Raw genomic sequence first — 23,642 nt, forward strand, 5'->3', positions numbered from 1 at the left:
CACAGTGATGGCATTGTCGCCACCCCGGAGTCCCCCGGGGCCTCAACAGACAGCCATAAGTCTTTGTAGTTCTTGGTTTTTCTTATAAATCTACAGCTCTGATATGCTTTCCGGCCTTCGGCCCGAGGTAGCACCATGCAACTCATCGATATCGGCGTCAACCTGACCAACCCCAGTTTCGCCGACAAACACCAGGCCGTGCTCGACCGCGCCTACGCCGCCGGCGTCTGCCAACTGGTGCTGACCGGCACCAGCGTCGAGGGTAGCGAACAGGCGCTGGAACTGTGCCAGCAACTGGATGAAAGCGGCCAACGGCTGTTCGCCACCGCCGGTATTCACCCGCATTCGGCCAGCGACTGGAATGCTGACAGCGCGCGTCGCCTGCGCAGTCTGTTGAACGAATCCAGCGTCGTCGCGGTGGGCGAATGCGGGCTGGATTTCAACCGCGACTTCTCCCCGCGCGCGCAACAGGAAAAGGTCCTGGAAGAACATCTGGCGCTGGCCGTCGAACTGCAATTGCCGGTGTTCCTGCACGAGCGCGATGCCAGCCAGCGCCTGCTGGAGATCCTCAAGGACTTCCGCGATCAACTGCCGGCGGCGGTGGTGCACTGCTTCACTGGCGAGCAAAAGGCCTTGTTCAGCTACCTCGATCTGGATCTGCACATCGGCATCACCGGCTGGATCTGCGACGAGCGCCGGGGCACGCATCTGCATCCACTGGTCAAAGAAATCAAAGCGGGACGGCTGATGCTGGAAAGCGACGCGCCGTATCTGCTGCCGCGCACGTTGCGGCCGAAGCCGAAAAACGGCCGCAATGAGCCGGCGTATCTGAGCGAAGTGCTGCGCGAAGTGGCGTTGCATCGCGGCGAGACCGAGGAAGCGCTGGCCGCACATACCACCGCGTGTGCCCGGGCGTTTTTTAATCTTCCGATGTTGGTGTAAAACGCAAAAGATCGCAGCCTTCGGCAGCTCCTACAGAATCTACGCCGTGCCAATGTAGGAGCTGCCGAAGGCTGCGATCTTTTGATCTGTTGATCCGCATCAAAAAATGGTTTTCTGCATAGCGGCACAATAATGGCACCTTGCCAAAACTGTTTCCGCTATCAGAGAAGACCTCCATGGGTGCCTGGCTTAGCAACATCTCGCTGAAATATAAATTCTGGGCGGTCAACGCGGTCGCCTTTGTCACCACCCTGCTGTTGGTTTTGTACGCCGTGCATCTCGAACAACAGGCCCGTAGCCACGCCGCGCAGGTGTCCGCGCAGGCGCAGGCGCAGTTGCTCAAGGCCTGGCCGACCGGGCAAGCTTTGCCCAAATCCGCCCAGGTGCTGACCTTCAAGCGCGGTGAAGCGCCGCGTCTCAATGATCAACCGCTGCTGGAAATCAGCGGCAGCAACGGCTGGAACGCCATCAATGAAATGCCACTGTTCGGCGACGACCCGTTGATGGGCGCCGAAGTGTTCAGCCGTGCCGACGGTGAGCAAGTGGCGGTCATCGCCTATGCCCCGAGCCTGAGCCAGGTGTTCAGCGAGCGTTTCGCCAACTATGCATTGGCGGTCTTCGTCCTGATGCTGGCGATGCTCGGCGCCTCGCAACTGTTGATCCGCTTTCTGCTCAGCCAGCTCAACACGTTGAAAGACGTGATGCTGCACGTTGAAAAAACCGGCGATCTTTCTGCTCGTGTGCCGCTGGTGGGCAAGGACGAAGTCGGGCAGATGGCCAATGCCTTCAACGCCATGCAGGCCGGTTATCAACGCGTCGTAACCACCGTTGCCAGCACCGCGCGACAATTGGATGACGGCGCTGCGCGGCTGGCCTCGAGCATGAATGATGTGCGCCACGGCATGCTCGGCCAGCAAAGCGAAACCGATCAGGCTGCCACCGCGATCAACGAAATGACCGCCACCGTTTATCACATCGCGCAACACGCCGGCGCCACCCGCGATCTGTCGAAAACCGCCGATGGTCTCGCTGGAAGCGGTCAGCAGGTGGTGGCGCGGGTGCAGCAATCGATTGCCGGGTTGTCCAGCGGCGTGCAGCAGACGGCAGAAATGATTCAACGCCTGGCCGAGGACAGCCAGAAGATCAACGGCGTGGTCAGCGTGATTCACAGCATTGCCGAACAGACCAACCTGCTCGCGCTCAACGCGGCGATCGAAGCGGCCCGCGCCGGGGAGATGGGGCGCGGCTTTGCCGTGGTCGCCGATGAAGTGCGCAACCTCGCCAAGCGCGTGCAGGCGTCCACCGACGAGATCACCGGCATGATCGCCGCGTTGCAGGCCGGCACCCGCGATGCGGTGGATTTCATGCAGGAGAGTTCGTACAAGGCCGACGACTGCGTGCAGCAGGCGCAGGAGGCTGGCGCGGCGCTGGCGGAAATCACCGGAGCGGTGGCGCAGATGCGCGAAAGCAACACGCAGATTGCCGTGGCGGCGGAACAGCAGAGTCAGGTTGCCGAGGAGATGAACCGGGCGGTGGTGAGTATTCGTGACGTGACCGAGAACACCGTGCAGCAGACGGTGGATTCGGCGACGACCAGTAATGAGCTGGCGACATTGGCCGGGGAGCTGAACAAGGCGATAGGTCAGTTGAAATTGTGAGTCCGCTTTCGCGAGCAGGCTCGCTCCCACATGCACCATTGAATCAATGTGGGAGCGAGCCTGCTCGCGAAGGCGTCAGAGGCATCTACATCGAATCCTGCGATGACGGCTATCACTTCAATAGCCAACCTTGATTCGCCGCCCTCCGCGCCCGGGCCTATTCTTCAACCATGAAGTTCAACATGGATCGAGGAGTAGCAAACATGGGCAAACGTCACCCCAACCTTCCCGCGTGGCAATGGCGCGCATACCCGGGCAATCATCAGCATCCGACCAATCTGGTCCTGCACTTGATTGCCGTGCCGTTGTTCATCGTGGCGTTTCTGTTGATCGTGTCGGGAGTGTTCAGCCTGAGCCTTGCCAGCGTCGCCATCGGCGTGATCGGTATCGTCGCGGCGCTGGGTCTGCAGCGCCACGGTCACGGCCTGGAGGCGCAAGCCTCCGAGCCGTTCAGTGATCGCAAAGATGCCGTGTCACGTTTGCTGGTCGAGCAGTTTCTGACCTTTCCGCGGTTCTTTCTCAGCGGTGGCTGGTGGCGCGCCTGGCGTGAGCGCCACCGTCGGCATTGAGTCAGGCGAAGATCGTCACGGTCTGCCGACTCATGGCAATCAACTCCCCTTTCGCACTCCACAACTTCGCGGCGACATGGCCGTAGCCGTCGGCTGCGTATTCGATGTCGGCCAGGTATTGGCACCAGTCCAGCGTGCTCAAGTCGTGTAACGGCTGCACGAATTCAATGGTCCAGGTCAGCGTGCTACCCGTCGCCGGTTTCTTCAGATACGGCAACAGCGCCGGCGGCCAGGCATCCACCAGCGCCAGCAGATGCGCCTCGTTGACCGACTCCTCTTTGACATCCCCACGCAACCGCACCCAGCCGCCCATCAAGCGCGACGCCGTGCCGGAGAACGGAATGCCGCCGACGCTCCAGCGCATCGCCAGATGGCGCATGAATTCCGGGGTCACGCCTTTGATGTAGGGCAGCTCCTGGCACTCGTCCCAGTGTTTCATGGTGGGCGCCGGATAGGCTTCGACGGCGACTTCCGAAGGCCGCGCGGCACCGAAGCTGCCCTGAATGATCGTCACCACTTGGCCATTTTGCATGGCGCGGCCCAACACCTGGCTGACGGCTTTGCCTTCACGCAGCACGTCGACTTCGAAACTCACCGGCACTTCCGGCTCGACCGGGCCGACAAAGGTAATCGCCAGCGAACGCACCGGGCGCTCCGTCGGCACCCTGGCGCGCATGGCTTCAAATTGCAGCGCGGCCACCAGCCCGCCAAAACTGGCCCGGCCCTGCCCCCATTCGGCGGGGATGGTCACTTCAGGTTGTTGGCGGACAGCATCGAGCAGATCGCAAAAGCGCATGGCAACCTCGGAAAACGAGAAAGGAATGCGCGGATCTTACCCAGCCCCGGGCCGTGGCGCAGCGTCTATTCCGGTCAAATGGGCTGACAGATAGGCCTTGGCACTTTTCGATTTCGCCGCAAAACCCTTGTAGGAGCTGTCGAGTGAAACGAGGCTGCGATCTTTTGATCTGTTTGCAAATCAAAATCAAAAGATCGCAGCCTTCGGCAGCTCCTACAGAGGGACGCGTAAGCTTCAGGATTTGAAACAGGTCACGCTGAGCTTTTCCAGCACTTGATCGGCCTTCAGCTCTGCCTTGATCAACCCCGCCTGCCAGGTGGCCACGCACGGTTGCAGATCAGCCTCCTGCTCGGCACGCGCCAGCCATTGCCAGCAATCGTGCCAGTCGCCCAATGCGCCTTGCGCCGATTTCAGGCGTTTGTAAGCCGGTTTCGGCAAGCGATCGAGCTCGGGATAGGCTTCGATGCCATAGCGCACGCGCTTGATCAGCAGGCGCAGACGATGGCGGTCATGGGCGGGATCGTGCAGCGCCGCATCGAGTTTCTGCCATTGTTTGCCCAGGCGTTTTTCGATGCGTTTATCCAGATCCTTGAGCAGCCCCTGACGCTGGGACGCGCGCAAAAATCGTGGAAACGCGTCGAGAATCATCAGCAGCGAAGCCAGTTCCGCACTCGCCGCCAGCGCCGGATACGCCTCGGCCATTTGCGCCAGACGCCGCTGCGCAGCCTCGGGTTGATCATGCTCGAGCAGATACGCCGCCAGCACTTCGCGATCACGCCACGGTGTGGTCAGATCACCCACTGCCGAAGCCGCCGCCTCCAGTTGCTCGACTCCCGGCAAGCCACGCAACGGCCGCAACAGACTGCGCAAGCGCCGCACCGTAGTGCGCAAATCATGCAACGCCTCGGGATCAGTGCGCGCAGTCAAGCGCGCCTGACATGCCAGCAGCCGCACATCCAGGCTCAAAACATGAGCCACCAAGCGATCGATCATGGGGGTCTACTCCGTAGGACAGCTTCAAGTTGCAAGCTACAAGCTTCAAGCTGAACGCGGTTGCTTTAAGCTTGCCGCTTGCAGCTAGAAGCTTGCAGCTGCTTTTTTAACGTCCTGCGCGGGATTCGCGAATGTAGAAGCGGGCTTTCTCGGCTTTCTTGCTGCAGCCTTCAAAGCCTTCGAATTGTTGCTGAGTCTTGGCGGCGGTCAGCAGCGACAGCGCTTTGGAATAGCTGACGGTGCCGGCGAAGCCTTCAGCCTTGGCCAGGTCCAGTTCGTGCCAGGCCGCGTCGAGTTGGCTGCCGCAGCTGTCGCGGTACGCGGTTTTGCCGGCGCAACCGGCCAGAACCAGAGCCATCAACGGTACACAGATCCAGGCTTTCATCACTCACACCTCAAGGTAGGTCAACAGTCGTGCAGGTAAGACGGTCAAGCGGCGAAAAAGTGCCTCGCTGACCGGTCAAACCACGTGGCGCAGAGCATAGCGCGCAAGCGTGCGCCGCGAACGAAAAACGACGTCACCGCTTCGCGCAACGACCTTGGCGATTGAGCCGCTTGGCCGATGCGTGCATTGTGCAGGCTTGTCGGGAGGAAGTTTGATGAAAAAGCGTGTCGCACTGGTGCTGGGCTCCGGTGGCGCCCGGGGCTATGCCCATATCGGCGTTATCGAAGAAATTGAAAAACGCGGCTACGACATCGCCTGCATTGCCGGTTGTTCGATGGGGGCGGTGGTCGGCGGGATCTATGCCGCCGGCAAACTGGATGAATACCGGCGCTGGATCGAAAGCCTTGATTACCTCGACGTGCTGCGCCTGGTCGATGTGAGTTTCCGTCTCGGCGCGATTCGCGGTGAAAAGGTCTTCGGGCAGATTCGCAAGATCGTCGGCGAGATCAACATCGAAGACCTGCGCATCCCCTACACCGCCGTCGCCGCCGACCTGACCAACCAGCAGGAAATCTGGTTTCAGGAAGGCTGCCTGCATCAGGCCATGCGCGCCTCGGCGGCGATTCCCAGCCTGTTTACCCCGGTGATGCAGGGCAACCGCATGCTGGTCGATGGCGGCATTCTCAATCCGTTGCCGATCGTTCCGGTAGTGTCGAGCCATTGCGACCTGATCATTGCGGTCAACCTCAACGCCACCAATCAGCGCCAGTACAAGTTGCCGGTGATCGAGCGGCCGGCGGCGTTCCGTTCGCGCTTCGACAGTCTGATCAAATCCATGGGTTCGAAGTTGCCGTTCCGGCGTAAACAGGCCGAGCAATTGTTGAAGCTGGAACAGGAAGCGTTGCGCGCCGAGGCGGCGGAGATCAATCCGTGGCTCGAAGGCGTCGAACCGGAAAGCCAACAACCGGCCGCCGCCCCGGAACGCGAAGGCGCGCCGAAATCCGCCACCGGTTCGTTCATCATCGATAACGTCGGGCCGGCGTCGTTGCTGGATCTGATCAACCAGAGTTTCGAGGTGATGCAGACCTCACTGGCGCAGTACAAGATTGCCGGGTATCCGCCGGATATCCTGATTAACGTGCCGAAGCGGGTGTGCCGGTTTTTCGAGTTCTACAAGGCGCCGGAGTTGATCGCGCTGGGCAGACAGATTGCCAGTGATACGCTGGATCGGTATGAGCAGGAGCAGGGTTGAACTGATCCGGATTTTTCGGAGTATTTGATGGCCTCTTCGCGAGCAGGCTCGCTCCCACATTTGAAATGCATTCCCCTGTGGGAGCGAGCCTGCTCGCGAAGGCGTCAGATCAGCCAACTTCACTCAACAACCGATACCCAACCCCCGCCTCAGTCACGATAAACCGTGGCCGGGTCGGGTCATCCGCCAGTTTCTGCCGCAGATGCCCGACCACGATGCGCAGGTAATGACTGTCCTCGGTGTGCGTCGGTCCCCAGATATCCTTGAGCAATTGCTGCTGGGTGATCACCCGCCCCGGATGCCGCGCCAGTTGCGCCAGCACCGCGTATTCCTTGCGGGTCAGGGCGACTTCGGCGCCGTCGAGCAGCACGCGCCGATAGGCCAGATCCACGGTCAACGGGCCGAAACTCAGCGCCGCTGACTGCGCCTCCCCCGCCGGTGCCTGACGCAACAACGCGCGGACCCGGGCGAGGAATTCCTGGATGCCGAACGGCTTGGTCACGTAGTCATTGGCGCCACCATCCAGCGCTTCGACCTTCTGCCCTTCACTGGCGCGCACCGACAGCACCAGCACCGGCGTGGTCGCCCATTCGCGCAATTCGCGCAGGACCTGCTGACCGTCCATGTCCGGCAACCCGAGATCAAGCACCACCAGGTCCGGTTTGCTCAGCGCAGCTTGCGCCAGGCCTTCAGCGCCGGTGCCGGCTTCGAGCACTTTGTAGCCTTGTGAAGCGAGGCTGATGCGCAGGAACTTGCGAATCTGCGGTTCGTCGTCGATGACCAAAATGGTCGCGGTCTGGCTCATGAATTCACATCAACACAATAGATTGGCAAGAGAGTAGCGCAGTCGACTTCAAGCTTCACCGTCCATCCCCGGCTGCGCCTGCAACGGCAGGTGCAAGGTGATGCAGGTGCCGCGCCCGTCGATGCCGTCAGCCACGGAAATACGCCCGCCGTGGGCGCCGACCATGCCCTGACAGATCGCCAGTCCCAACCCCGTGCCCTGCCCGCCGCGATCACCGCGCGCGGCGGTGTAGAACATGTCGAAAATCTTCGCTCGGTCCTCTTCGGGAATCCCCGGGCCTTCATCGCTGACCGCAAAGAAAATCTCCTGCTCATTGGCGCCGGCGCGCAGTTGCAGGCGGCCGTGGCTGGGAGAAAAACGCGCGGCGTTCTCCAGCACGTTAACCAGCGCCTGCTCGATCAGCGCCGCGTGCACATAGAGCAACGGCAACTCGGCCGGCACTTCGGTGCTGACCTGCAGCGGCGCCAGCACGGCGCGCAGGCGATTGAGCGAACTGCCGACGATATCGGCTGGCGAAACCCAGTCCCGCGCCAGCTTCAAGGCGCCGTGGCCGAGGCGGGTCATGTCGAGCAGGTTCTGAATGTAGCGGTCGAGGCGTTCGGCCTCATCGCGGGTGCCTTCGAGCAGCTCGCGGCGATCCTCCAGCGGGATCGCTTCGCCGAGGGCCAACAGGCTGTCGATGCTGCCGCGCATGGCCGTCAGCGGCGTGCGCAAATCGTGGGACACCGAGGCCAGCAAAGCGCTGCGCAATTGTTCGGTTTCGCCGTGCAGACGCGCCGCTTCGAGGTCATCGGCCAATTGCGCGCGGGCCAGGGCTTGCGCCAGCGGCTGGCTCAGCGCAGTGAGCAAACGTCGGCGCTGACCGCTCAAGCTCTGGCCTTCCTTGGCGCAAACACCAAGCAACGCCAGCGGCCCGTCCTCGACCGACAACGGCCACCACCACCAACGCCCCAGCGGCAAGGTACCGGTGCCCTTGCCCGCCGGTTGATCGTGTTGCCAGGCCCAATCGGCGGCGGCGCGTTCAGCCTCGGTAAATTGCAGTGGCCCGCCGGTTTCGACTTTCCAGCCGCCCTGGCCGTCGCGGTTGAGCAAGCACAATTGCACATCGCTCCAGCCTTCGAGGTGTTGCGCGGCAGCGCTGATCACGGCTTGGCGATCCGTCGCGGCGGTGAGTTTGCGCGACAGGTCGAGCAGTTCGCTGGTCTCTTCCTGGGTATCGCGCAAAGCCTGCAACTGCCGCCGCTGACGCGCCGCGAGGTTGCCGGTGAGCGCCGCCATCAACAGGAAGAACAGCAGCGTCAGCACGTCTTCTTCGCGCTGAATGCTGAACGAGAAATTCGGCGGTATGAACAGAAAATCGTAGGTGAGAAACGACAGCGCCGCACAGGCCAGCGCCGGGCCGAGGCTGCTGCGCACCGCCACCAGCAACACCGCCGCGAGAAACACCAGCGAGATGTTCGGCAGCGGCAACACACTCGACACCGCCCAGGCCAAGGCCGTGGCCAACAACGTCGCGACCAGCGCCAGCGCGTAGTCGAACCACACCAGCGTGACTGAACTACGCGGGCGCGGTTGGTGCTGCTCGTGATCACTGTCGAGCACGTTGATTTCCAGACCGTGAGCCTGACGCAGCAGGCGCGCCGCCAGGCCACCGCCGAACAGGCGACGGCGCAAGCGTGGCCGCGACTGGCCGACCAGCAACAGACTGGCGCGGCGTTCGGCGGCGTGTTGAATCAGGGTTTTCGCCACTTCGCCAGCCCGCAACAGCACCACTTCGCCACCGAGGCGTTCGGCCAGTTGCTGGGCGCTTTGCAGGCGCAACCGCGATTGCTCGTCACGGGCACTGCCGTTGTCGACGTGCACCAGACTCCACGGCAGATGCCGGCGCTGGGCGACGCGGCTGGCGTGACGCACCAGCCGCTCGGCCTGCGCATCGCCATCGATGCCGACCAGCAAACGCCCGCGCACCGCCGGCGCGGCCTGGCCGAGTTGGCGATAGCCCTGGGCGAGATCGTTGTCGACCTGCGCGGCAGCGGTCTGCATTGCCAGTTCACGCAGGGCGGTAAGGTTGGTCTGGGTGAAAAAAGCGTCGATGGCGGCGCGGGCCTGCTCCGGTACGTAGACCTTGCCTTCGCGCAGACGCTCGAGCAATTCACGCGGCGGCAGGTCGATCAGCAGCAGCTCGAAAGCTTCCTGCAAGACCCAGTCCGGCAGGGTTTCGCGCACCTGCACGCCGGTGATGCCGCGCACCTGATCGTTGAGGCTCTCCAGGTGCTGGACGTTGACCGTGGTGAACACGTCGATGCCGGCGGCGAGCAGTTCCTGAATGTCTTGCCAGCGCTTGGCGTGGCGGCTGCCGGGGGCGTTGCTGTGAGCCAGTTCATCCACCAGCACAAGCTTCGGTTTGGCGGCGAGAATGCCGTCGAGGTCCATTTCCTCAAGCAGCACGCCACGGTATTCGCTGCGCACCAGCGGTTGCTGCGGCAGGCCGCCGAGCAAGGCTTCGGTTTCGGCGCGGCCATGGGTTTCGACCACGCCGGCGAGAACCTTCACGCCCTGGCGCAGTTGCGTATGCGCGGCCTGAAGCATGGCGTAGGTCTTGCCGACCCCGGGCGCCGCGCCGAGGAAAACCTTGAGCCGGCCACGGCCATCGCGGGGCAGGTCTGCTAACAATGCGTCGGCGCGGCCGGAGTCGCTCATGCTTAATGTCTCTCTTCCTGATGATCGTTCCCACGCTCTGCGTGGGAATGCAGCCCGGGACGCTCTGCGTCCCATAAAAGCAGACGCAGAGCGTCTATTGATGCATTCCCACGCAGAGCGTGGGAACGATCGGTATCAACTGAATTACAGGTTTTGCAGTGCCAGATTCAGCTCCAGCACATTCACCACCGGCGGCCCCACCAGCGGCTGTTCGATGTGCTTATCGAGCAGTTGCTGCAAGGTCGACACCGGCAGGTTGCGCGCTGCTGCGACACGCGCCAGTTGATAGGCAATTGCCGCCGGTGGCAAGTGCGGATCGAGGCCGCTGGCGGAGGTGGTCAGCAAGGCCAATGGCACCGGCCCCTGCCCAGCGACTTGTTGTTTTTGCGCGTCTTCGATTACGCGGGTCGCCAGGGCCGGATTGCTCGGCGCGAGGTTGCTGGCGCCGCTGGCGACCGTGGCAAAAGCCCCGGCGGACGGGCGTGGGTGGAACCAGTTGTCGCCGCTGAAATCCTGAGCAATCAACGATGAGCCGCGAACTTTGCCGTCGGCGTCGTGGATCAGGCTGCCGTTGGCCTGAGCCGGGAAAGCGACTTGGGCGATGCCGGTGACCGCGAGTGGATAGGCGACGCCGGTGATCAGGGTCATCAGCGCTAACAGGGTCAGGGCCGGGCGTAGGGTTGTGGACATTGCAGAATCCTCGATTCAGAAACCAGTACTGTGTTGAGTCAGATAAGCAGTGGCGCATTCTTCGCGAGCAGGCTCGCTCCCACAGGGGAATGCAGTTTCAGGTGGGAGCGAGCCTGCTCGCGAAAGCGTTACACCAGATGCAACGCCGTAAGCAGCATGTCGATCACCTTGATCCCCACGAACGGCACGGCAATCCCGCCGACGCCATAGATCAGCAGATTGCGCCGCAGCAACGCCGCCGCACTCGCCGCCTGCACGCGCACGCCGCGCAATGCCAGTGGAATCAGCACAACGATGATCAGCGCGTTGAACACAATGGCCGAGAGAATCGCGCTTTGCGGACTGCTCAGATGCATGATGTTCAGCACGCCCAGCTGCGGGTAAATCGAGGCGAACAGCGCCGGCAGAATCGCGAAGTATTTGGCGATGTCGTTGGCGATGGAAAAGGTCGTCAGCGCGCCACGGGTCACCAGCAATTCTTTGCCGATCTGCACCACGTCGAGCAGCTTGGTCGGGTCGCTGTCGAGATCGACCATGTTCGCCGCTTCGCGTGCCGCTTGCGTGCCATCGTTCATCGCCATCCCGACGTCTGCCTGGGCCAGGGCCGGGGCGTCGTTGGCGCCGTCGCCGCACATGGCGACCAGGCGGCCGTCGTTCTGCTCGTGACGAATCCGCGCGAGCTTCTTCTCCGGCGTGGCTTCGGCGAGCACATCATCGACGCCCGCTTCAGCGGCGATCGCAGCAGCGGTCAGCGGGTTGTCGCCGGTGACCATCACCGTGCGAATCCCCAGTTTGCGCAACTCGGCAAAACGCTCACGAATGCCTGGCTTGACCACGTCCTTGAGATGGATCGCGCCAAGCAACTTACCGTCTGCACAGACCAGCAACGGCGTGCCACCGCTCTGGGCAATCTTGTCGATTTCCCGCGCCAGCGCCGGGGCCAGATCGCTACGTTGCTGACCGAGAAACGCCAGCAGCGAATCCACCGCACCTTTGCGATACACGCGGCCCTGATAATCGACGCCGGACAAGCGGGTTTCCGCGCTGAACGGCACGGCGGTCAGGGTTTCCGGGGCCGGCTCCGGTTGCGGATGCAGGCCACGGAGGAACTCGACGATCGATTTGCCCTCAGCGGTTTCATCGGCCAGCGAGGCGAACAGCGCGCCTTCGGCCAGCTCACGCCCGCTCACACCCGGCGCGGCATACACCGCGCTGCAACGACGGTTGCCGAAGGTGATGGTGCCGGTCTTGTCGAGCAACAGCACGTGCACGTCACCCGCCGCTTCCACTGCGCGACCGGATTTGGCGATCACATTCAGGCGCACGAGGCGATCCATCCCGGCGATACCGATGGCAGACAGCAGACCGCCGATGGTGGTCGGAATCAGCGTGACCAATAACGCCACGAGGAACACCAGCGGCAGGCTGCCATTGGCGAAATGCGCGAACGGTTGCAGGGTGACGACCACCAGCAGAAAGATCAGGGTCAGGCCGATCAGCAGGATATCCAGCGCGACTTCGTTCGGGGTCTTCTGACGCTTGGCGCCTTCGACCAGAGCGATCATGCGGTCGAGGGTCGATTCACCAGGGTTGGTGGTGATCTTCACCAGCAGCCAGTCGGACACCAACCGCGTGTTGCCGGTGACGGCCGAGCGGTCGCCGCCAGACTCGCGGATCACCGGCGCCGATTCGCCAGTGATCGCCGCTTCGTTGACCGCCGCGATGCCTTCGATGACTTCGCCGTCACCGGGGATCATTTCCCCGGCTTCGACTCGCACCACGTCGCCCTTGCGCAGATTGGCAGCCGGCACGATCTTGAAGCTGCCATCGGCTTGGCGGCAGCGGGCGCTGAGGCCTTCGCTGCCGGCCTTGAGGCTGTCGGCGCGAGCCTTGCCACGACCTTCGGCCAAGGCTTCGGCGAAGTTGGCAAACAGCACGGTGAACCACAGCCACAGAGCGATTTGTGCGGCGACGAAGGTCGGCACATCAGCGTCCGGAATGAAGCACAGCACGGTGGTGAAAATCGCCGTCAGTTCGACCACCAGCATCACTGGCGAACGCGCCAATTGCCGAGGGTCGAGCTTGACGAAGGCTTGCACCAGCGCCGGGCGCCACAGGGCCGAGATCGCGGTTTTGGCTTGTTCCGGCGCTTTGACGGCGGCGGGTTTGATTGCAGGCATATTCATGATGGATTCCTTAGAAGCCCATACTTAAATGTTCGGCGATAGGGCCGAGCGCCAGCGTCGGCAAGAACGTCAGGCCGCCCACCAGCAGAATGGTCACGGTCAACAGGGTCACGAACAGCGGGCCGTGAGTCGGAAAGCTGTTCTGGCCGACCGGTGCGCTTTTCTTCATCGCCAGGCTACCGGCCAGTGCCAGCACCGGCAGGATGTAGCCGAAGCGGCCGATCAACATGCCCAGACCGAGCATCAGGTTGTGGAACGGCGTGTTCGCGCCCAGGCCACCAAATGCCGAACCGTTGTTGGCGCTCGCCGAGGTGTAGGCATAGAGCAACTGACTGAAGCCGTGCGCGCCGGGGTTGCTGATGGTTGCCGCAGCGCTGGGAACCGTGGCGGCAATGGCGCCGAGCACCAGCACGCCGACGGGCATCACCAGCAGCGTCACCACCAACAATTGCACCTCACGCGCTTGAAGCTTCTTGCCGAGGTATTCCGGCGTACGACCGATCATCAGACCGGCGAGGAACACCGCGATCAGCACGTTGAGCAACATGCCGTAGAGCCCGGCACCGACACCGCCGAAGATCACTTCGCCGACCATCATGTTGACCAGCGCAACCATGCCGCTCAGCGGGTTGAGGCTATCGTGCATGCCGTTGACCGAGCCGTTCGAAGCCGCCGTGGTAGTCACCGACCACAGCACCGTCGCGGTGGTACCGAAGCGCGCTTCCTTGCCTTCCAGCGGCGCAGTCTGCTCGACAGCGGCGTTGTTCAGGGTCGGATTCGGCTGATACTCGGCCCACAACGATGTCGCACCGCCGATCAGGAACAACGCCAGCATGCAGGCGATGATCGCGCGGCTCTGACGCAGGTCCTTGACGTAATGGCCGAAGGTGAACACCAGCGCCACCGGGATCAGAATGATCGAGGCGACTTCGAACAGGTTGCTCCACGCGGTCGGGTTCTCGAACGGATGCGCCGAGTTGACGCCGAAGAAACCGCCACCGTTGGTGCCCAGCTGCTTGATCGCAATCTGGCTGGCAGCCGGGCCGAGCGGGATCACCTGATCGACGCCTTGCAGGGTCACGGCATTTACATACTGGGCGAAGGTTTGCGGCACGCCCTGCCAGACCAGATACAGCGCCAGCAGCAGGCACAGCGGCAGCAGGCCATAGAGGGTGGCGCGGGTCATGTCGACCCAGAAGTTGCCGAGGGTCTGCGCCGACTTACGGCCGATGCCACGGCACAGCGCGACAAGTACGGCGAGGCCGGTGGCGGCGCTGACGAAGTTCTGCACGGTGAGACCGACCATCTGGCTCAGGTAGCTGAGGGTCGCTTCACCGCTGTAGGACTGCCAGTTGGTATTGGTCATGAAACTGACCGCGGTGTTGAACGCCTGGGTCCATTCCTGGCCGGGCAGGTTTTGCGGGTTCAGCGGCAGGTGATCCTGGAACAGCAGAATCGCAAACAGCAGCAGGAAACCGGCAAGGTTGAACGCCAACAGCGCCAGCGTGTACTTCTGCCAGCTCTGCTCCGTCTGCACATCGACCCCGGCAAGACGATAGCAACCGCGCTCGACCGGTCCGAGAATCGGCGTCAGCCAGGTGCGCTGGCCCTCCATGACCTTGTAATAGAAGCGCCCAAGGAACGGCGCCGGCAGCAGGACCAGCGCAAAAAACCCGAGGATCAGCCAATAGTCATAACTGTGCATAGCCGCTCCTAGTTCCGGTCCGCGCGCAACAGCGCAACCAACAGATAAATGAACAGCCCCACTGCCAACAGCAGTGACACCCCGTCCAGAACGCTCATGGAAGATCTCCGTGTAACGGCGTATTGCCGTGTGTGCAGCGATTGTCGGGAAGGAGGCTGTAAAGGAACGAGAGCGAGGCGCGGCGTGGGTCATAAAGAAAGCGTAAAGAGTGGGTTTATGCCGGCGTTACAGCAGGTTTTTGCAGCGTCAGGTCGGACCTCATCGCGGGCGAGCCCGACTCCCACAGGTTCCGTGCCGGAATCGAACTCTGCGGACGACGCAAAAACCTGTGGGAGCGAGCTTGCCCGCGAAGGCGGCATAACAGACTCCGCTGCTCCCAACTGGCGCACAAAAATCGCTCATCCAGCTGCGAACATTCCCGATACGACAGCTTTCAACTTATTACGACTTGTTTCACTGCGATGGCACGCCCACTGCACACGCCCTCCCCCGAAGCTTTCCAATCCTTCAGGGAGCAAGCGCATGAACACACAACTCAAACCCACGCTGGGCACGTTGCACCTGTGGGGCATTGCCGTGGGGCTGGTGATTTCCGGGGAATATTTCGGCTGGAGTTACGGCTGGGGCGTGGCCGGTACGCTGGGTTTTCTCGTGACCTCGTTCATGGTCGCGACCATGTACACCTGCTTCATCTTCAGTTTCACCGAACTGACCACCGCGATTCCCCATGCCGGCGGGCCGTTTGCCTACAGCCGCCGCGCGTTTGGCGAAAAAGGCGGATTGATCGCCGGACTGGCCACGCTGATCGAATTCGTCTTCGCCCCGCCAGCGATTGCTTTGGCGATTGGCGCTTACTTGAATGTGCAATTTCCGGCACTGGACCCGAAACACGCGGCGGTCGGCGCCTACATCGTGTTCATGGGCCTGAACATTCTGGGGGTGAAACTGGCCGCGACGTTCGAGCTGATCGTCTGCGTGCTGGCGGTGGCTGAGTTGCTGGTGTTCATGGGCGTGGTCGCGCCGGCGTTCAGCTTCAGCAACTTTGCCCTGAATGGCTGGGCCGGTTCCGATGTCTTCGGCGCGCCGGCGATTGCCGGCATGTTCGCGGCGATTCCCTTCGCGATCTGGTTCTTTCTCGCCATCGAAGGCGCCGCCATGGCCGCCGAAGAAGCCAAGGACCCGAAACGCACGATCCCAAAAGCCTACATCAGCGGCATCCTGACCCTGGTGCTGCTGGCCATGGGCGTGATGTTCTTCGCGGGCGGTGTTGGCGACTGGCGCACCTTGTCCAACATCAACGACCCACTGCCGCAGGCGATGAAAACCGTGGTCGGCGACAACTCCGGCTGGCTGCACATGCTGGTGTGGATCGGCCTGTTCGGCCTGGTCGCCAGTTTCCACGGCATCATCCTCGGGTACTCACGACAATTCTTCGCCCTCGCCCGCGCCGGTTACCTGCCCGCCTCATTGGCAAAACTGTCGCGCTTCCAGACCCCGCACCGCGCAATCATCGCTGGCGGGCTTATCGGCATCGCGGCGATCTACAGCGACGGCCTGATCAACCTCGGCGGTATGACTCTCACCGCAGCGATGATCACCATGGCCGTGTTCGGCGCGATCGTGATGTACATCATGAGCATGCTCAGCCTGTTCAAACTGCGTAAATCGGAACCGAATCTGGAGCGTACTTTCCGCGCGCCGTGCTATCCGCTGGTTCCGCTGATCGCGCTGGTACTGGCGGTGGTTTGCCTGGTGGCGATGGCGTGGTTCAACACGCTGATCGGGCTGATTTTCCTCGGCTTCATGGCGGTCGGGTTCTGCTACTTCATGCTGACCGGGCAACTGCGTGCCGATGCGCCGGCGGATGCGATGTTGACCGGTCTGTAACACTGTTCGGGTGTGCCGGGCATAAGCGGCCTAGAATGGAACCACCGCGAAGTCGTTTCGCTCAAAGGTGGTATGCAGCATCGCACGGCGAAGTCCTCGCCCGTCGAGCTGCCATTAAGGAGAGCCGTTATGCCCTGGTATGCCTGGTTGATTCTGGTCGTTGCGATCGGCTCGATTGTTGGCGGATTGATGATGTTGCGCGACACCGCCAACAAGGTCGAACTGACCGATGAAGAACGCAAGCGCGTCGCACAGCGCAATGCCGAAGCGGATGCCAAGGATGCACAAGACCGCTGATACGAGCCCCGCCGCAATGGCGGGGTTTGTTTTTTCAGCACAATCGGAGTTACCCGCAGGCTGTTTAGATTTTAGAAGTACAGTCACCATTTAATCTTCCGTGGTTAAGATGGCAGCATCGTCGCGGAGAGCTCCACATGCGTTACTCGCCAGATCACAAAGCCCAGACCCATCAACGCATCATCAAGGAAGCTTCCGCCCGATTTCGCAAGGACGGTATCGGCGCCACCGGCCTGCAGCCTTTGATGAAAGCCCTGGGCTTGACCCATGGCGGCTTCTACTCGCACTTCAGATCCAAGGAAGAACTGGTCGAAAAAGCCCTGCAAGAGGCCGGCGAGCAAGTCGCGGGCCTGTGCGAAGAAATCTTCGCGCAGGAAAACCCGCTGCAAGTGTTCATCGACACCTACCTGTCGGAGTGGCATCAAACCTCGCCCCACGAAGGCTGCCCGCTGCTGACCATTTCCTCCGAGCTGGGCCTGCGCGGCCAGCCAAGCCCCACCAGTGACGAAGTCCTCAATGCTCGCCTCGGACAAATTCAGGGCACGCTCGAAGGCGAGAACAGCGCCGATCACAGCATTGTCATCATGGCGACCCTGGCCGGTGCACTGCTGCTGTCACGCAGCGTCGCGGATGCTGACTTCGCCCAGCGCATCCTCGACGTCACCCGCGAACATCTCAAGCAATCGAGCGATTAACCTTCCCAGCGCTTGAACAACACGCTCGCATTGACCCCGCCGAAACCGAAGCCGTTGGACAACGCATATTCGATCGCCATTGATCGCGCTTCGCCATGGACAATGTCCACCCCTTCGCTCGCCGGATCCGGGTTTTCAAAGTTGAGCGTTGGTGGCACTACCTGATCCCGAATCGCCAGTAGCGTGAAAATCGCCTCCAGCCCGCCGGCCGCGCCGAGCAAATGACCGGTGGCGGATTTGGTCGAAGTCACGGCGATCTTGTTCTGCGTGCCAAACAACGCCTTGATCGCCGCCAACTCGCCCAAATCGCCGACCGGCGTCGACGTCGCATGTGCGTTGAGATGCTGCACCTGCTCCGGCTTTACACCGCCCTGAGCCAGTGCCAATTGCATCGCCCGGCGTGCGCCGCTGCCGTCTTCCGGGCCAGCGGTCAGGTGATAGGCGTCGGCGGTGGTGCCGTAACCGACCAGTTCGGCCAGCGGCTTCGCACCGCGTGCAAGCGCATGCTCCAGCGACTCGATGACCAATAGACCGGCGCCCTCGCCCATCACGAAACCATCGCGCCCACTGTCGAAGGGACGCGAAGCTTTTTCCGGGGTGTCGTTGTAGCCGCTGGACAGCGCCCGTGCCGCCGCGAAACCGGCCAGACTGACGCGATCAATCGAAGCTTCCGCACCGCCACACACCGCGATGTCCGCCTCCCCCGCCCTGATCAACCGCGCTGCATCGCCGATCGCCTGAACACCTGCGGCACACGCGGTAACTGGCGCACCAAGCGGCCCTTTGAGGCCATGCTGGATCGACACATGACCCGCCGCGAGATTGACCAGAAACGATGGAATGGTGAACGGCGACAAACGCCGAGGGCCACGGCTGTCGGTGGTACGCACCGCATCGGCAATCGCACCGAAACCACCGACACCCGAGCCGATGATTGTTGCAGTGCGCTCCTGGCTTTCAGCGTCCACCGGGTGCCAGCCGGCCTGCTCCAGCGCCTGCCGCGCCGCTTCCATGGCAAACATGATGAAGCGATCCATTTTCTTCTGTTCCTTGGGCGGCGTCGCACGATCCGGATCAAACCCGGCCTCGGCATCCTCCTCCACCGTCGGCACACTGCCGCCGACCCGGGTCGGCAGATCAGCCACAACCGCATCGGGCAAGTTGCGCAACCCGGAACGACCGGCGAGCAAACGCTGCCAGACAATTTCAACATCACTGCCCAAGGGTGAAACCAGGCCCATGCCCGTGACGACGACTCGACGTTGGTTCATACCGTGGTTACCCCTATCAATTCAAAATTCGACGTGCATCGATGTGCCGCGATTCGGCTGCTGAATCAGTGCCGATGGAAATTATTATAGGCATAATCAAGGCGCAATATGATACCCATAATTTTCAGCGTTCAGGCATCCACCCGATCAGCACCCAATAAAAAGGCCGGTCAATGACCGGCCTCTCGGCGTTGAACTGTCAGCTTAGTTCACTTCCAGCTTTTCACGATTGCGATCCAGAATCGCCTTGCCAATCCCCTTCACTTCCAGCAACTCATCCACCGACGCGAACGGCCCGTTTGTATCCCGATACGCAACAATCGCCTGCGCCTTCGCCTCCCCCACACCCGCCAACTCCTTTTGCAACGTCGCCGCATCCGCGCCGTTGAGATCGACCTTCACGCTTGCCGAGGGCGCAGCCGCATCCATCAGCAAAGGCGCCTTTGTTGTCTCGGTGGGCGCTACAGGCGCAGCAATCGCAGCGATCGAGGCGCTGGTGAGGAAAGCAAAAATCAGCGAGTAGAAATAACCGGTACGCATAAGTGACGCTCCATCATCGTTTTAGAAAGCAGCTTTTCCCAAGCTGCTCTCCAAACGTAGGTCATGATGGAGCTAAGTCAAAAATGCGAGCGTTACAGGATGTGAAACAATCACGGCTCGAGACGACGTTGCTGGTAGATCCAGTCGACTATTTCACCGTCGGGGGAGTAGCCGCTGACCGTTTCACGCAATAACTGGCGAACGCGAGAGTAATCATCCTCATCAACCGCCGCCAACAAACTGGCCAACTTAACCTTTAACACTTCCCAAGGTAGATGATCCTCATTGGCCGTCATGATCATCGGATGCGGTGTTGCGGCAACGTTGTCGCCGATCAACAGCTCTTCGTAGAGCTTTTCGCCGGGACGCAATCCGGTGAATTCGATGGAAATGTCGCCTTGCGGGTTGCGGTCGGAGCGGATACTCAGACCCGAGAGGTGAATCATTTTCTCGGCGAGCTCGACGATCTTCACCGGCTCGCCCATGTCCAGCACGAACACATCGCCGCCTTGTCCCATCGAGCCGGCCTGAATCACCAATTGGGCCGCCTCGGGGATGGTCATGAAATAGCGGGTGATTTTCGGATGGGTCACCGTCAGAGGACCGCCAGATTTGATTTGACTGTGGAACAACGGGATCACTGAACCGGAAGACCCCAGCACATTGCCGAACCGCACCATGGTGAAGCGGGTTTTGTTGACCCGTGAAACGTTGGACTTGTCACCAAACAGGACCGGAGCGATCTCGTGGCTCAACGCTTGCAGAACCAGCTCGGCCAGGCGCTTGGTACTGCCCATCACATTGGTCGGGCGAACGGCCTTGTCGGTAGAAATCAACACGAAATTGGCCACACCTGACTGCAGGGCTGCCTGCGCGGTATTCAAGGTGCCGATCACGTTATTCAGCACACCTTCAGCAATGTTGTGCTCGACCATCGGTACGTGTTTGTAAGCCGCTGCGTGATAAACCGTGTCGACCTGCCAGGTTTTCATCACATCCAGCAACTTGTCCGGATGGCGAATGGAACCGAGGATGGGCAACAGACGCACCTTGACCGACTCCCTGCACCCACGCTGCTCCAGTTCGGACAAAATGCTATAGAGATTGAATTCACTGTGATCGAACAGCAGCAGTGTGGTCGGGCCCAGGGCAAAAATCTGCCGGCACAGCTCTGAGCCGATCGAGCCACCGGCACCGGTGACCATGACGACTTTGCCCCTGATGCAGCGTTGGAGCAGGTCCGGTTGCGCTGGCACTGCGTCGCGCCCCAGCAAGTCAGCGATGTCGACTTCCTGAATGTCCTCGACTTTCACCCTTCCGCTGGCCAGATCGGTGAAATTCGGCACGCTGCGGATATGCAGAGGAAAACCCTCGAGCAGGTTGAGAATCTCCCGCCGTCTGGCCCGGGTGGAGGATGGCAGGGCCAGCAGGATTTCCTGGGCTCCGGTAACGTCGATCATTTCCTGAATGTGCTTGGGTTTGTAGACATGCAGACCCGAGATCGATCGGTCAGCGATACTGGCGTCATCGTCAATGAAAGCCACCGGGCGCATGACCTTGCCCATGCGCAACGCGGCAACCAGCTGATTGCCTGCGACGCCCGCGCCGTAAATGGCAACCTTGGTCAAGCCGTTATCACGATTGGTAAAGGGCACATGTTGCGCTGCAGTAAACCAGTCACCCATGAAGTATTGGCGCATACACAAGCGCAGTCCGCCAATGATGACCAGACTCAACCACCAATAATTGAAAATGATCGAACGCGGTACCACGGCCTCGTGGTTGCTGTACCAGTACACGACAACGGCCAGGATCAGCGAAGAAAGACTTACCGCCTTGATAATGGCAATCAGCGCGTCATTGCCGAAATACCGCATGACAGCCCGGTACATGCCGAAGCGAATGAAAAGGGGGATAGCGACGACGGGGGCGCAGACAAACAGCCAGACATGCACTCTGAACGGGTTATACATGTCATCGATGCCCAGGCGGACGATGAACGCCAGCCACAGGGCTGCCCAGACCAGGACGATGTCCGTTGCCACCTGAATCAGGCGTTTGCGTCGCCTCGGCAATGCGACGAGCCGCTCCCGAACCTTGTCCATCAACTCTTCAAACACTCAGTTTTCTCCCTTCAACTGCTGTAATCCTCTGCTGAACTGCTGTCATGCACTGTAAACCCAAATGACAGAGCCGTGACGGGGTGGCCTTTCAGTTCTTTTCCAGTTCGCCGGCGCGATATGCGATTGCAAGCCACAGCAGAGGAGCATAGGCGACAAAAACGCCCAGGCTCCCGTCCAGTCCGAAATGCGTAACGGCCACGGCAATCGGCAACAACCAGAACATATTGATCACGGCAACGGTAATAGTGACGGGCAGATGACTGCCAAACCGACGAGAGGCATATTGATAGGCGTGACTGCGATGCGCCTCATAAACTTTATCGCCGCGCAGCAAGCGCCGAAACAGCGTGAATGTCGCATCGACAATAAACACGCCGAGCAGAATCAGCCAGCCCCATAGCAGCTCGGCACTCTGCCATGCCGCCTGCAGCGACAAGCCTCCCAGCACGATACCGAGAAATCCGCTGCCGGCATCGCCCATGAAGATCCGAGCGGGCGGAAAATTCCAGAATAGAAAACCGCCGACGCACACTGCCAGCAGCAGCGGCGCCCAGACCACTTGCGGCCAACCACCCAGCCAGCCAAGCAGACAGGCGCCGAGGCATACGCAAATGGCCTCGACACTGGCGATACCGTCAATACCGTCCATGAAGTTGTACAGATTGAGCAGCCAGACAAGATAAAACACCGCCAGCACATGACCGACAACACCCAGGTCAACCACCACGCCCCAGAACTGCAGGGCAGGGAGTCCGTCTAACCACCAGAGCAACCAGGTCGCCGCAGCAAAATGCCCCAGCAAGCGCCAGCGTGCAGCGATGTGTCCATGGTCATCCATGAACCCAACCACGGCGACCAGCGCCCCCGCCCCGGCGATAGCGATAAACGGCGCGAACGCGATCAAATCCCGCCACAGCAGATACACCATTGCCAACAAGAACGTCAGAACAATCGCCACCCCGCCACCACGCGGGGTTGGCACCGAATGCGAGCTTCGCGCATTGGGAATATCCATAAGGCTTCTTGCCAGAGCGTAGTGACGCAAAGCCCAGGTCAGCGTCAGGGAGAGAAGTGCAATGATCGCGATGAACCATCCGTAATTCATTTTTGGCGAGTATCCAGAAAATGCTGCGCCGTCAGGTTCAAGGCGCGATCAAGGGCCACTGGAGGCACCCAGTTCAATAGTTGGCGGTTCTTGCTGATATCGACCTGCAAAGAACCGAAGAGTCTTTGCGACAGCGCTTCACGGCCCAGCAATCTGGCCACACCGCTCATGAAGCCGACGGAGACCGGCAATAGCCGGGCCGGTCTGCCAAGCGCGGTGCCGAGCCTGCGCAACAGCTGAGTGGTCGAGACATCTTCACCATCACTGGCTAGAAACACCTGATTTGCAGCTGCCGGGTGCTCGGCGCACGTCAGCACCAGATCGATCAGATTATCGAGCGCCACCAGGCTGCGCCGATTGTCGACGGCACCGAACGGCAGTGGCACGCCGCGATATAGCCAGCGCATCATGCTGAGGAAATTGGCTTTGACGCTCGGGCCGTAGACCAGCACCGGGCGAATGATGACCACGTCCATGCCGGTGCCGGCCGCCAAAGACAGCAACGCCTGTTCGGCTTCGTGCTTGGAGATGCCGTAAGGATCGACCGGCGCAGGTATGTCATCGGCCGTGTACACGCGCCCGGGCGCAGTGCCCTCCCCGTTGACCTTGATAGAACTGACGAAGATGAAACGCCGCACTCCGGCCGTCGCGGCTTGCCGTGCGAGGTCCAGAGTGCCTTGCACATTGGCTAGACGGAACGCTGCCAGCGGATCGGCGACCACCTCGTTCATGATATGAACCCGAGCCGCAGTATGGATGACGCAATCGACGCCCTGCATTGCCTCCGATAGATCCTGCCCGCGGCCAAGACCGGACCACTGGACCGAATGGATGCGAGGATCCGTAGCCGTTTCGGCGCGGCGCAGAGGGGCCACGACATGGCAGTCCGCTGACGCAAGCAATCGGCCGATCAATGCCCGGCCCACGAAACCGCTGCCACCCGTTACCAGAAATGTCTTGGTGCTCATGGGCGACCCTTGGAAGAAATGGATACTGCAAACACACTGCAGCGACGCTGTTGCAAGTGGCGGAACCGCGCTTCT

21 protein-coding genes are annotated in these 23,642 nt (G+C 61.2%); 7 read left to right on the forward strand and 14 right to left on the reverse strand.

Going from position 1 to position 23,642, the window contains the following annotated elements; all coding sequences use genetic code 11:
- The first annotated feature begins 135 nt into the window (after nucleotides 1-135).
- The 3 genes from AC0IXA_RS17240 (at nucleotide 136) to AC0IXA_RS17250 (ending at nucleotide 3,169) form a co-directional block, all read left to right on the forward strand.
- Nucleotides 136-942 carry a TatD family hydrolase gene (locus AC0IXA_RS17240; RefSeq protein WP_122611502.1) on the forward strand — a complete coding sequence of 269 codons (807 nt, stop codon included), beginning with the start codon at nucleotides 136-138 and terminating at the stop codon, nucleotides 940-942.
- A gap of 176 nt (nucleotides 943-1,118) precedes the next feature.
- Nucleotides 1,119-2,600 carry a methyl-accepting chemotaxis protein gene (locus tag AC0IXA_RS17245; RefSeq protein WP_471814012.1) on the forward strand — a complete coding sequence of 494 codons (1,482 nt, stop codon included), beginning with the start codon at nucleotides 1,119-1,121 and terminating at the stop codon, nucleotides 2,598-2,600.
- Nucleotides 2,601-2,803: 203 nt separating this feature from the next.
- On the forward strand, nucleotides 2,804-3,169 hold the full coding sequence (locus AC0IXA_RS17250) for a DUF962 domain-containing protein (protein ID WP_041478386.1): 366 nt from the start codon (nucleotides 2,804-2,806) through the stop codon (nucleotides 3,167-3,169).
- Between the two features lies 1 nt (nucleotide 3,170).
- Here the strand turns inward: AC0IXA_RS17250 and AC0IXA_RS17255 are convergent, their stop codons facing one another.
- From AC0IXA_RS17255 to AC0IXA_RS17265, 3 genes are all read right to left on the reverse strand, one after another.
- Nucleotides 3,171-3,965 carry an acyl-CoA thioesterase gene (locus AC0IXA_RS17255; RefSeq protein WP_471814013.1) on the reverse strand — a complete coding sequence of 265 codons (795 nt, stop codon included), beginning with the start codon at nucleotides 3,963-3,965 and terminating at the stop codon, nucleotides 3,171-3,173.
- Between the two features lie 234 nt (nucleotides 3,966-4,199).
- Nucleotides 4,200-4,958 carry a CHAD domain-containing protein gene (locus AC0IXA_RS17260; protein ID WP_471814014.1) on the reverse strand — a complete coding sequence of 253 codons (759 nt, stop codon included), beginning with the start codon at nucleotides 4,956-4,958 and terminating at the stop codon, nucleotides 4,200-4,202.
- A 106-nt stretch (nucleotides 4,959-5,064) separates the two neighbouring features.
- Complete coding sequence (locus tag AC0IXA_RS17265; protein WP_016770894.1) at nucleotides 5,065-5,343, reverse strand: hypothetical protein; 279 nt, start codon at nucleotides 5,341-5,343, stop codon at nucleotides 5,065-5,067.
- A 214-nt stretch (nucleotides 5,344-5,557) separates the two neighbouring features.
- Between AC0IXA_RS17265 and AC0IXA_RS17270 the strand changes: the two genes are divergently transcribed.
- The gene (locus AC0IXA_RS17270; protein ID WP_071173138.1) at nucleotides 5,558-6,595 is read left to right on the forward strand and encodes a patatin-like phospholipase family protein; all 1,038 of its coding nucleotides are present in this window, start codon (nucleotides 5,558-5,560) and stop codon (nucleotides 6,593-6,595) included.
- 109 nt (nucleotides 6,596-6,704) lie between these two features.
- Here AC0IXA_RS17270 and AC0IXA_RS17275 read toward each other — a convergent pair whose 3' ends face one another.
- The 6 genes from AC0IXA_RS17275 to kdpF form a co-directional block, all read right to left on the reverse strand.
- Nucleotides 6,705-7,400: a response regulator gene (locus tag AC0IXA_RS17275; RefSeq protein ID WP_471814015.1), complete on the reverse strand. Its 696-nt coding sequence runs from the start codon at nucleotides 7,398-7,400 to the stop codon at nucleotides 6,705-6,707.
- Between the two features lie 48 nt (nucleotides 7,401-7,448).
- Nucleotides 7,449-10,100: a DUF4118 domain-containing protein gene (locus AC0IXA_RS17280; RefSeq protein ID WP_471814016.1), complete on the reverse strand. Its 2,652-nt coding sequence runs from the start codon at nucleotides 10,098-10,100 to the stop codon at nucleotides 7,449-7,451.
- 144 nt (nucleotides 10,101-10,244) lie between these two features.
- A complete protein-coding gene (kdpC, locus tag AC0IXA_RS17285; RefSeq protein WP_422493080.1) occupies nucleotides 10,245-10,790 on the reverse strand; it encodes a potassium-transporting ATPase subunit KdpC in 546 nt (181 codons plus the stop codon).
- 128 nt (nucleotides 10,791-10,918) lie between these two features.
- Entirely contained in the window at nucleotides 10,919-12,976 is a 2,058-nt protein-coding gene (gene kdpB / locus AC0IXA_RS17290; RefSeq protein WP_471814017.1) for a potassium-transporting ATPase subunit KdpB, read from the reverse strand.
- Between the two features lie 10 nt (nucleotides 12,977-12,986).
- On the reverse strand, nucleotides 12,987-14,681 hold the full coding sequence (gene kdpA, locus AC0IXA_RS17295) for a potassium-transporting ATPase subunit KdpA (RefSeq protein ID WP_471814018.1): 1,695 nt from the start codon (nucleotides 14,679-14,681) through the stop codon (nucleotides 12,987-12,989).
- Between the two features lie 8 nt (nucleotides 14,682-14,689).
- Nucleotides 14,690-14,779: a K(+)-transporting ATPase subunit F gene (kdpF, locus tag AC0IXA_RS17300; protein WP_007899818.1), complete on the reverse strand. Its 90-nt coding sequence runs from the start codon at nucleotides 14,777-14,779 to the stop codon at nucleotides 14,690-14,692.
- A gap of 424 nt (nucleotides 14,780-15,203) precedes the next feature.
- On the opposite strand from kdpF, the gene eat reads away from it, so the two are divergent.
- The 3 genes from eat (at nucleotide 15,204) to AC0IXA_RS17315 (ending at nucleotide 17,560) form a co-directional block, all read left to right on the forward strand.
- Nucleotides 15,204-16,568, forward strand: coding sequence for an ethanolamine permease (eat, locus tag AC0IXA_RS17305; RefSeq protein WP_016770900.1), 1,365 nt, complete (start codon nucleotides 15,204-15,206; stop codon nucleotides 16,566-16,568).
- Between the two features lie 129 nt (nucleotides 16,569-16,697).
- Nucleotides 16,698-16,865, forward strand: coding sequence for a DUF2897 family protein (locus AC0IXA_RS17310; protein ID WP_016770901.1), 168 nt, complete (start codon nucleotides 16,698-16,700; stop codon nucleotides 16,863-16,865).
- A 137-nt stretch (nucleotides 16,866-17,002) separates the two neighbouring features.
- The gene (locus tag AC0IXA_RS17315) at nucleotides 17,003-17,560 is read left to right on the forward strand and encodes a TetR family transcriptional regulator (protein WP_122611494.1); all 558 of its coding nucleotides are present in this window, start codon (nucleotides 17,003-17,005) and stop codon (nucleotides 17,558-17,560) included.
- On the opposite strand, the gene fabF is transcribed toward AC0IXA_RS17315, so the two are convergent.
- The 5 genes from fabF to AC0IXA_RS17340 all read right to left on the reverse strand — a co-directional run bounded on the left by fabF (nucleotide 17,557) and on the right by AC0IXA_RS17340 (nucleotide 23,567).
- On the reverse strand, nucleotides 17,557-18,831 hold the full coding sequence (gene fabF, locus AC0IXA_RS17320; RefSeq protein WP_471814021.1) for a beta-ketoacyl-ACP synthase II: 1,275 nt from the start codon (nucleotides 18,829-18,831) through the stop codon (nucleotides 17,557-17,559). The genes AC0IXA_RS17315 and fabF overlap by 4 nt on opposite strands.
- 204 nt (nucleotides 18,832-19,035) lie before the next feature.
- Complete coding sequence (locus tag AC0IXA_RS17325) at nucleotides 19,036-19,371, reverse strand: helix-hairpin-helix domain-containing protein (RefSeq protein ID WP_122611492.1); 336 nt, start codon at nucleotides 19,369-19,371, stop codon at nucleotides 19,036-19,038.
- A 110-nt stretch (nucleotides 19,372-19,481) separates the two neighbouring features.
- Complete coding sequence (locus AC0IXA_RS17330) at nucleotides 19,482-21,476, reverse strand: polysaccharide biosynthesis protein (RefSeq protein ID WP_445941221.1); 1,995 nt, start codon at nucleotides 21,474-21,476, stop codon at nucleotides 19,482-19,484.
- Between the two features lie 106 nt (nucleotides 21,477-21,582).
- A complete protein-coding gene (locus tag AC0IXA_RS17335; protein WP_341639366.1) occupies nucleotides 21,583-22,599 on the reverse strand; it encodes an MraY family glycosyltransferase in 1,017 nt (338 codons plus the stop codon).
- Nucleotides 22,596-23,567 carry a UDP-glucose 4-epimerase family protein gene (locus AC0IXA_RS17340; RefSeq protein ID WP_341639365.1) on the reverse strand — a complete coding sequence of 324 codons (972 nt, stop codon included), beginning with the start codon at nucleotides 23,565-23,567 and terminating at the stop codon, nucleotides 22,596-22,598. The genes AC0IXA_RS17335 and AC0IXA_RS17340 overlap by 4 nt, the downstream gene beginning before the upstream one ends.
- Between the last annotated feature and the right edge of the window lie 75 nt (nucleotides 23,568-23,642).

Source organism: Pseudomonas sp. AC083, from assembly GCF_979253165.1.

Bases quoted from the DNA above. Each gene is read 5' to 3' on its own strand.
- AC0IXA_RS17240 (WP_122611502.1), top strand. From the start codon at position 136: ATGCAACTCATCGATATCGGCGTCAACCTGACCAACCCCAGTTTCGCC.
- AC0IXA_RS17245 (WP_471814012.1), top strand. From the start codon at position 1,119: ATGGGTGCCTGGCTTAGCAACATCTCGCTGAAATATAAATTCTGGGCG.
- AC0IXA_RS17250 (WP_041478386.1), top strand. From the start codon at position 2,804: ATGGGCAAACGTCACCCCAACCTTCCCGCGTGGCAATGGCGCGCATAC.
- AC0IXA_RS17255 (WP_471814013.1), bottom strand. From the start codon at position 3,965: ATGCGCTTTTGCGATCTGCTCGATGCTGTCCGCCAACAACCTGAAGTG.
- AC0IXA_RS17260 (WP_471814014.1), bottom strand. From the start codon at position 4,958: ATGATCGATCGCTTGGTGGCTCATGTTTTGAGCCTGGATGTGCGGCTG.
- AC0IXA_RS17265 (WP_016770894.1), bottom strand. From the start codon at position 5,343: ATGAAAGCCTGGATCTGTGTACCGTTGATGGCTCTGGTTCTGGCCGGT.
- AC0IXA_RS17270 (WP_071173138.1), top strand. From the start codon at position 5,558: ATGAAAAAGCGTGTCGCACTGGTGCTGGGCTCCGGTGGCGCCCGGGGC.
- AC0IXA_RS17275 (WP_471814015.1), bottom strand. From the start codon at position 7,400: ATGAGCCAGACCGCGACCATTTTGGTCATCGACGACGAACCGCAGATT.
- AC0IXA_RS17280 (WP_471814016.1), bottom strand. From the start codon at position 10,100: ATGAGCGACTCCGGCCGCGCCGACGCATTGTTAGCAGACCTGCCCCGC.
- kdpC (WP_422493080.1), bottom strand. From the start codon at position 10,790: ATGTCCACAACCCTACGCCCGGCCCTGACCCTGTTAGCGCTGATGACC.
- kdpB (WP_471814017.1), bottom strand. From the start codon at position 12,976: ATGAATATGCCTGCAATCAAACCCGCCGCCGTCAAAGCGCCGGAACAA.
- kdpA (WP_471814018.1), bottom strand. From the start codon at position 14,681: ATGCACAGTTATGACTATTGGCTGATCCTCGGGTTTTTTGCGCTGGTC.
- kdpF (WP_007899818.1), bottom strand. From the start codon at position 14,779: ATGAGCGTTCTGGACGGGGTGTCACTGCTGTTGGCAGTGGGGCTGTTC.
- eat (WP_016770900.1), top strand. From the start codon at position 15,204: ATGAACACACAACTCAAACCCACGCTGGGCACGTTGCACCTGTGGGGC.
- AC0IXA_RS17310 (WP_016770901.1), top strand. From the start codon at position 16,698: ATGCCCTGGTATGCCTGGTTGATTCTGGTCGTTGCGATCGGCTCGATT.
- AC0IXA_RS17315 (WP_122611494.1), top strand. From the start codon at position 17,003: ATGCGTTACTCGCCAGATCACAAAGCCCAGACCCATCAACGCATCATC.
- fabF (WP_471814021.1), bottom strand. From the start codon at position 18,831: ATGAACCAACGTCGAGTCGTCGTCACGGGCATGGGCCTGGTTTCACCC.
- AC0IXA_RS17325 (WP_122611492.1), bottom strand. From the start codon at position 19,371: ATGCGTACCGGTTATTTCTACTCGCTGATTTTTGCTTTCCTCACCAGC.
- AC0IXA_RS17330 (WP_445941221.1), bottom strand. From the start codon at position 21,476: ATGGACAAGGTTCGGGAGCGGCTCGTCGCATTGCCGAGGCGACGCAAA.
- AC0IXA_RS17335 (WP_341639366.1), bottom strand. From the start codon at position 22,599: ATGAATTACGGATGGTTCATCGCGATCATTGCACTTCTCTCCCTGACG.
- AC0IXA_RS17340 (WP_341639365.1), bottom strand. From the start codon at position 23,567: ATGAGCACCAAGACATTTCTGGTAACGGGTGGCAGCGGTTTCGTGGGC.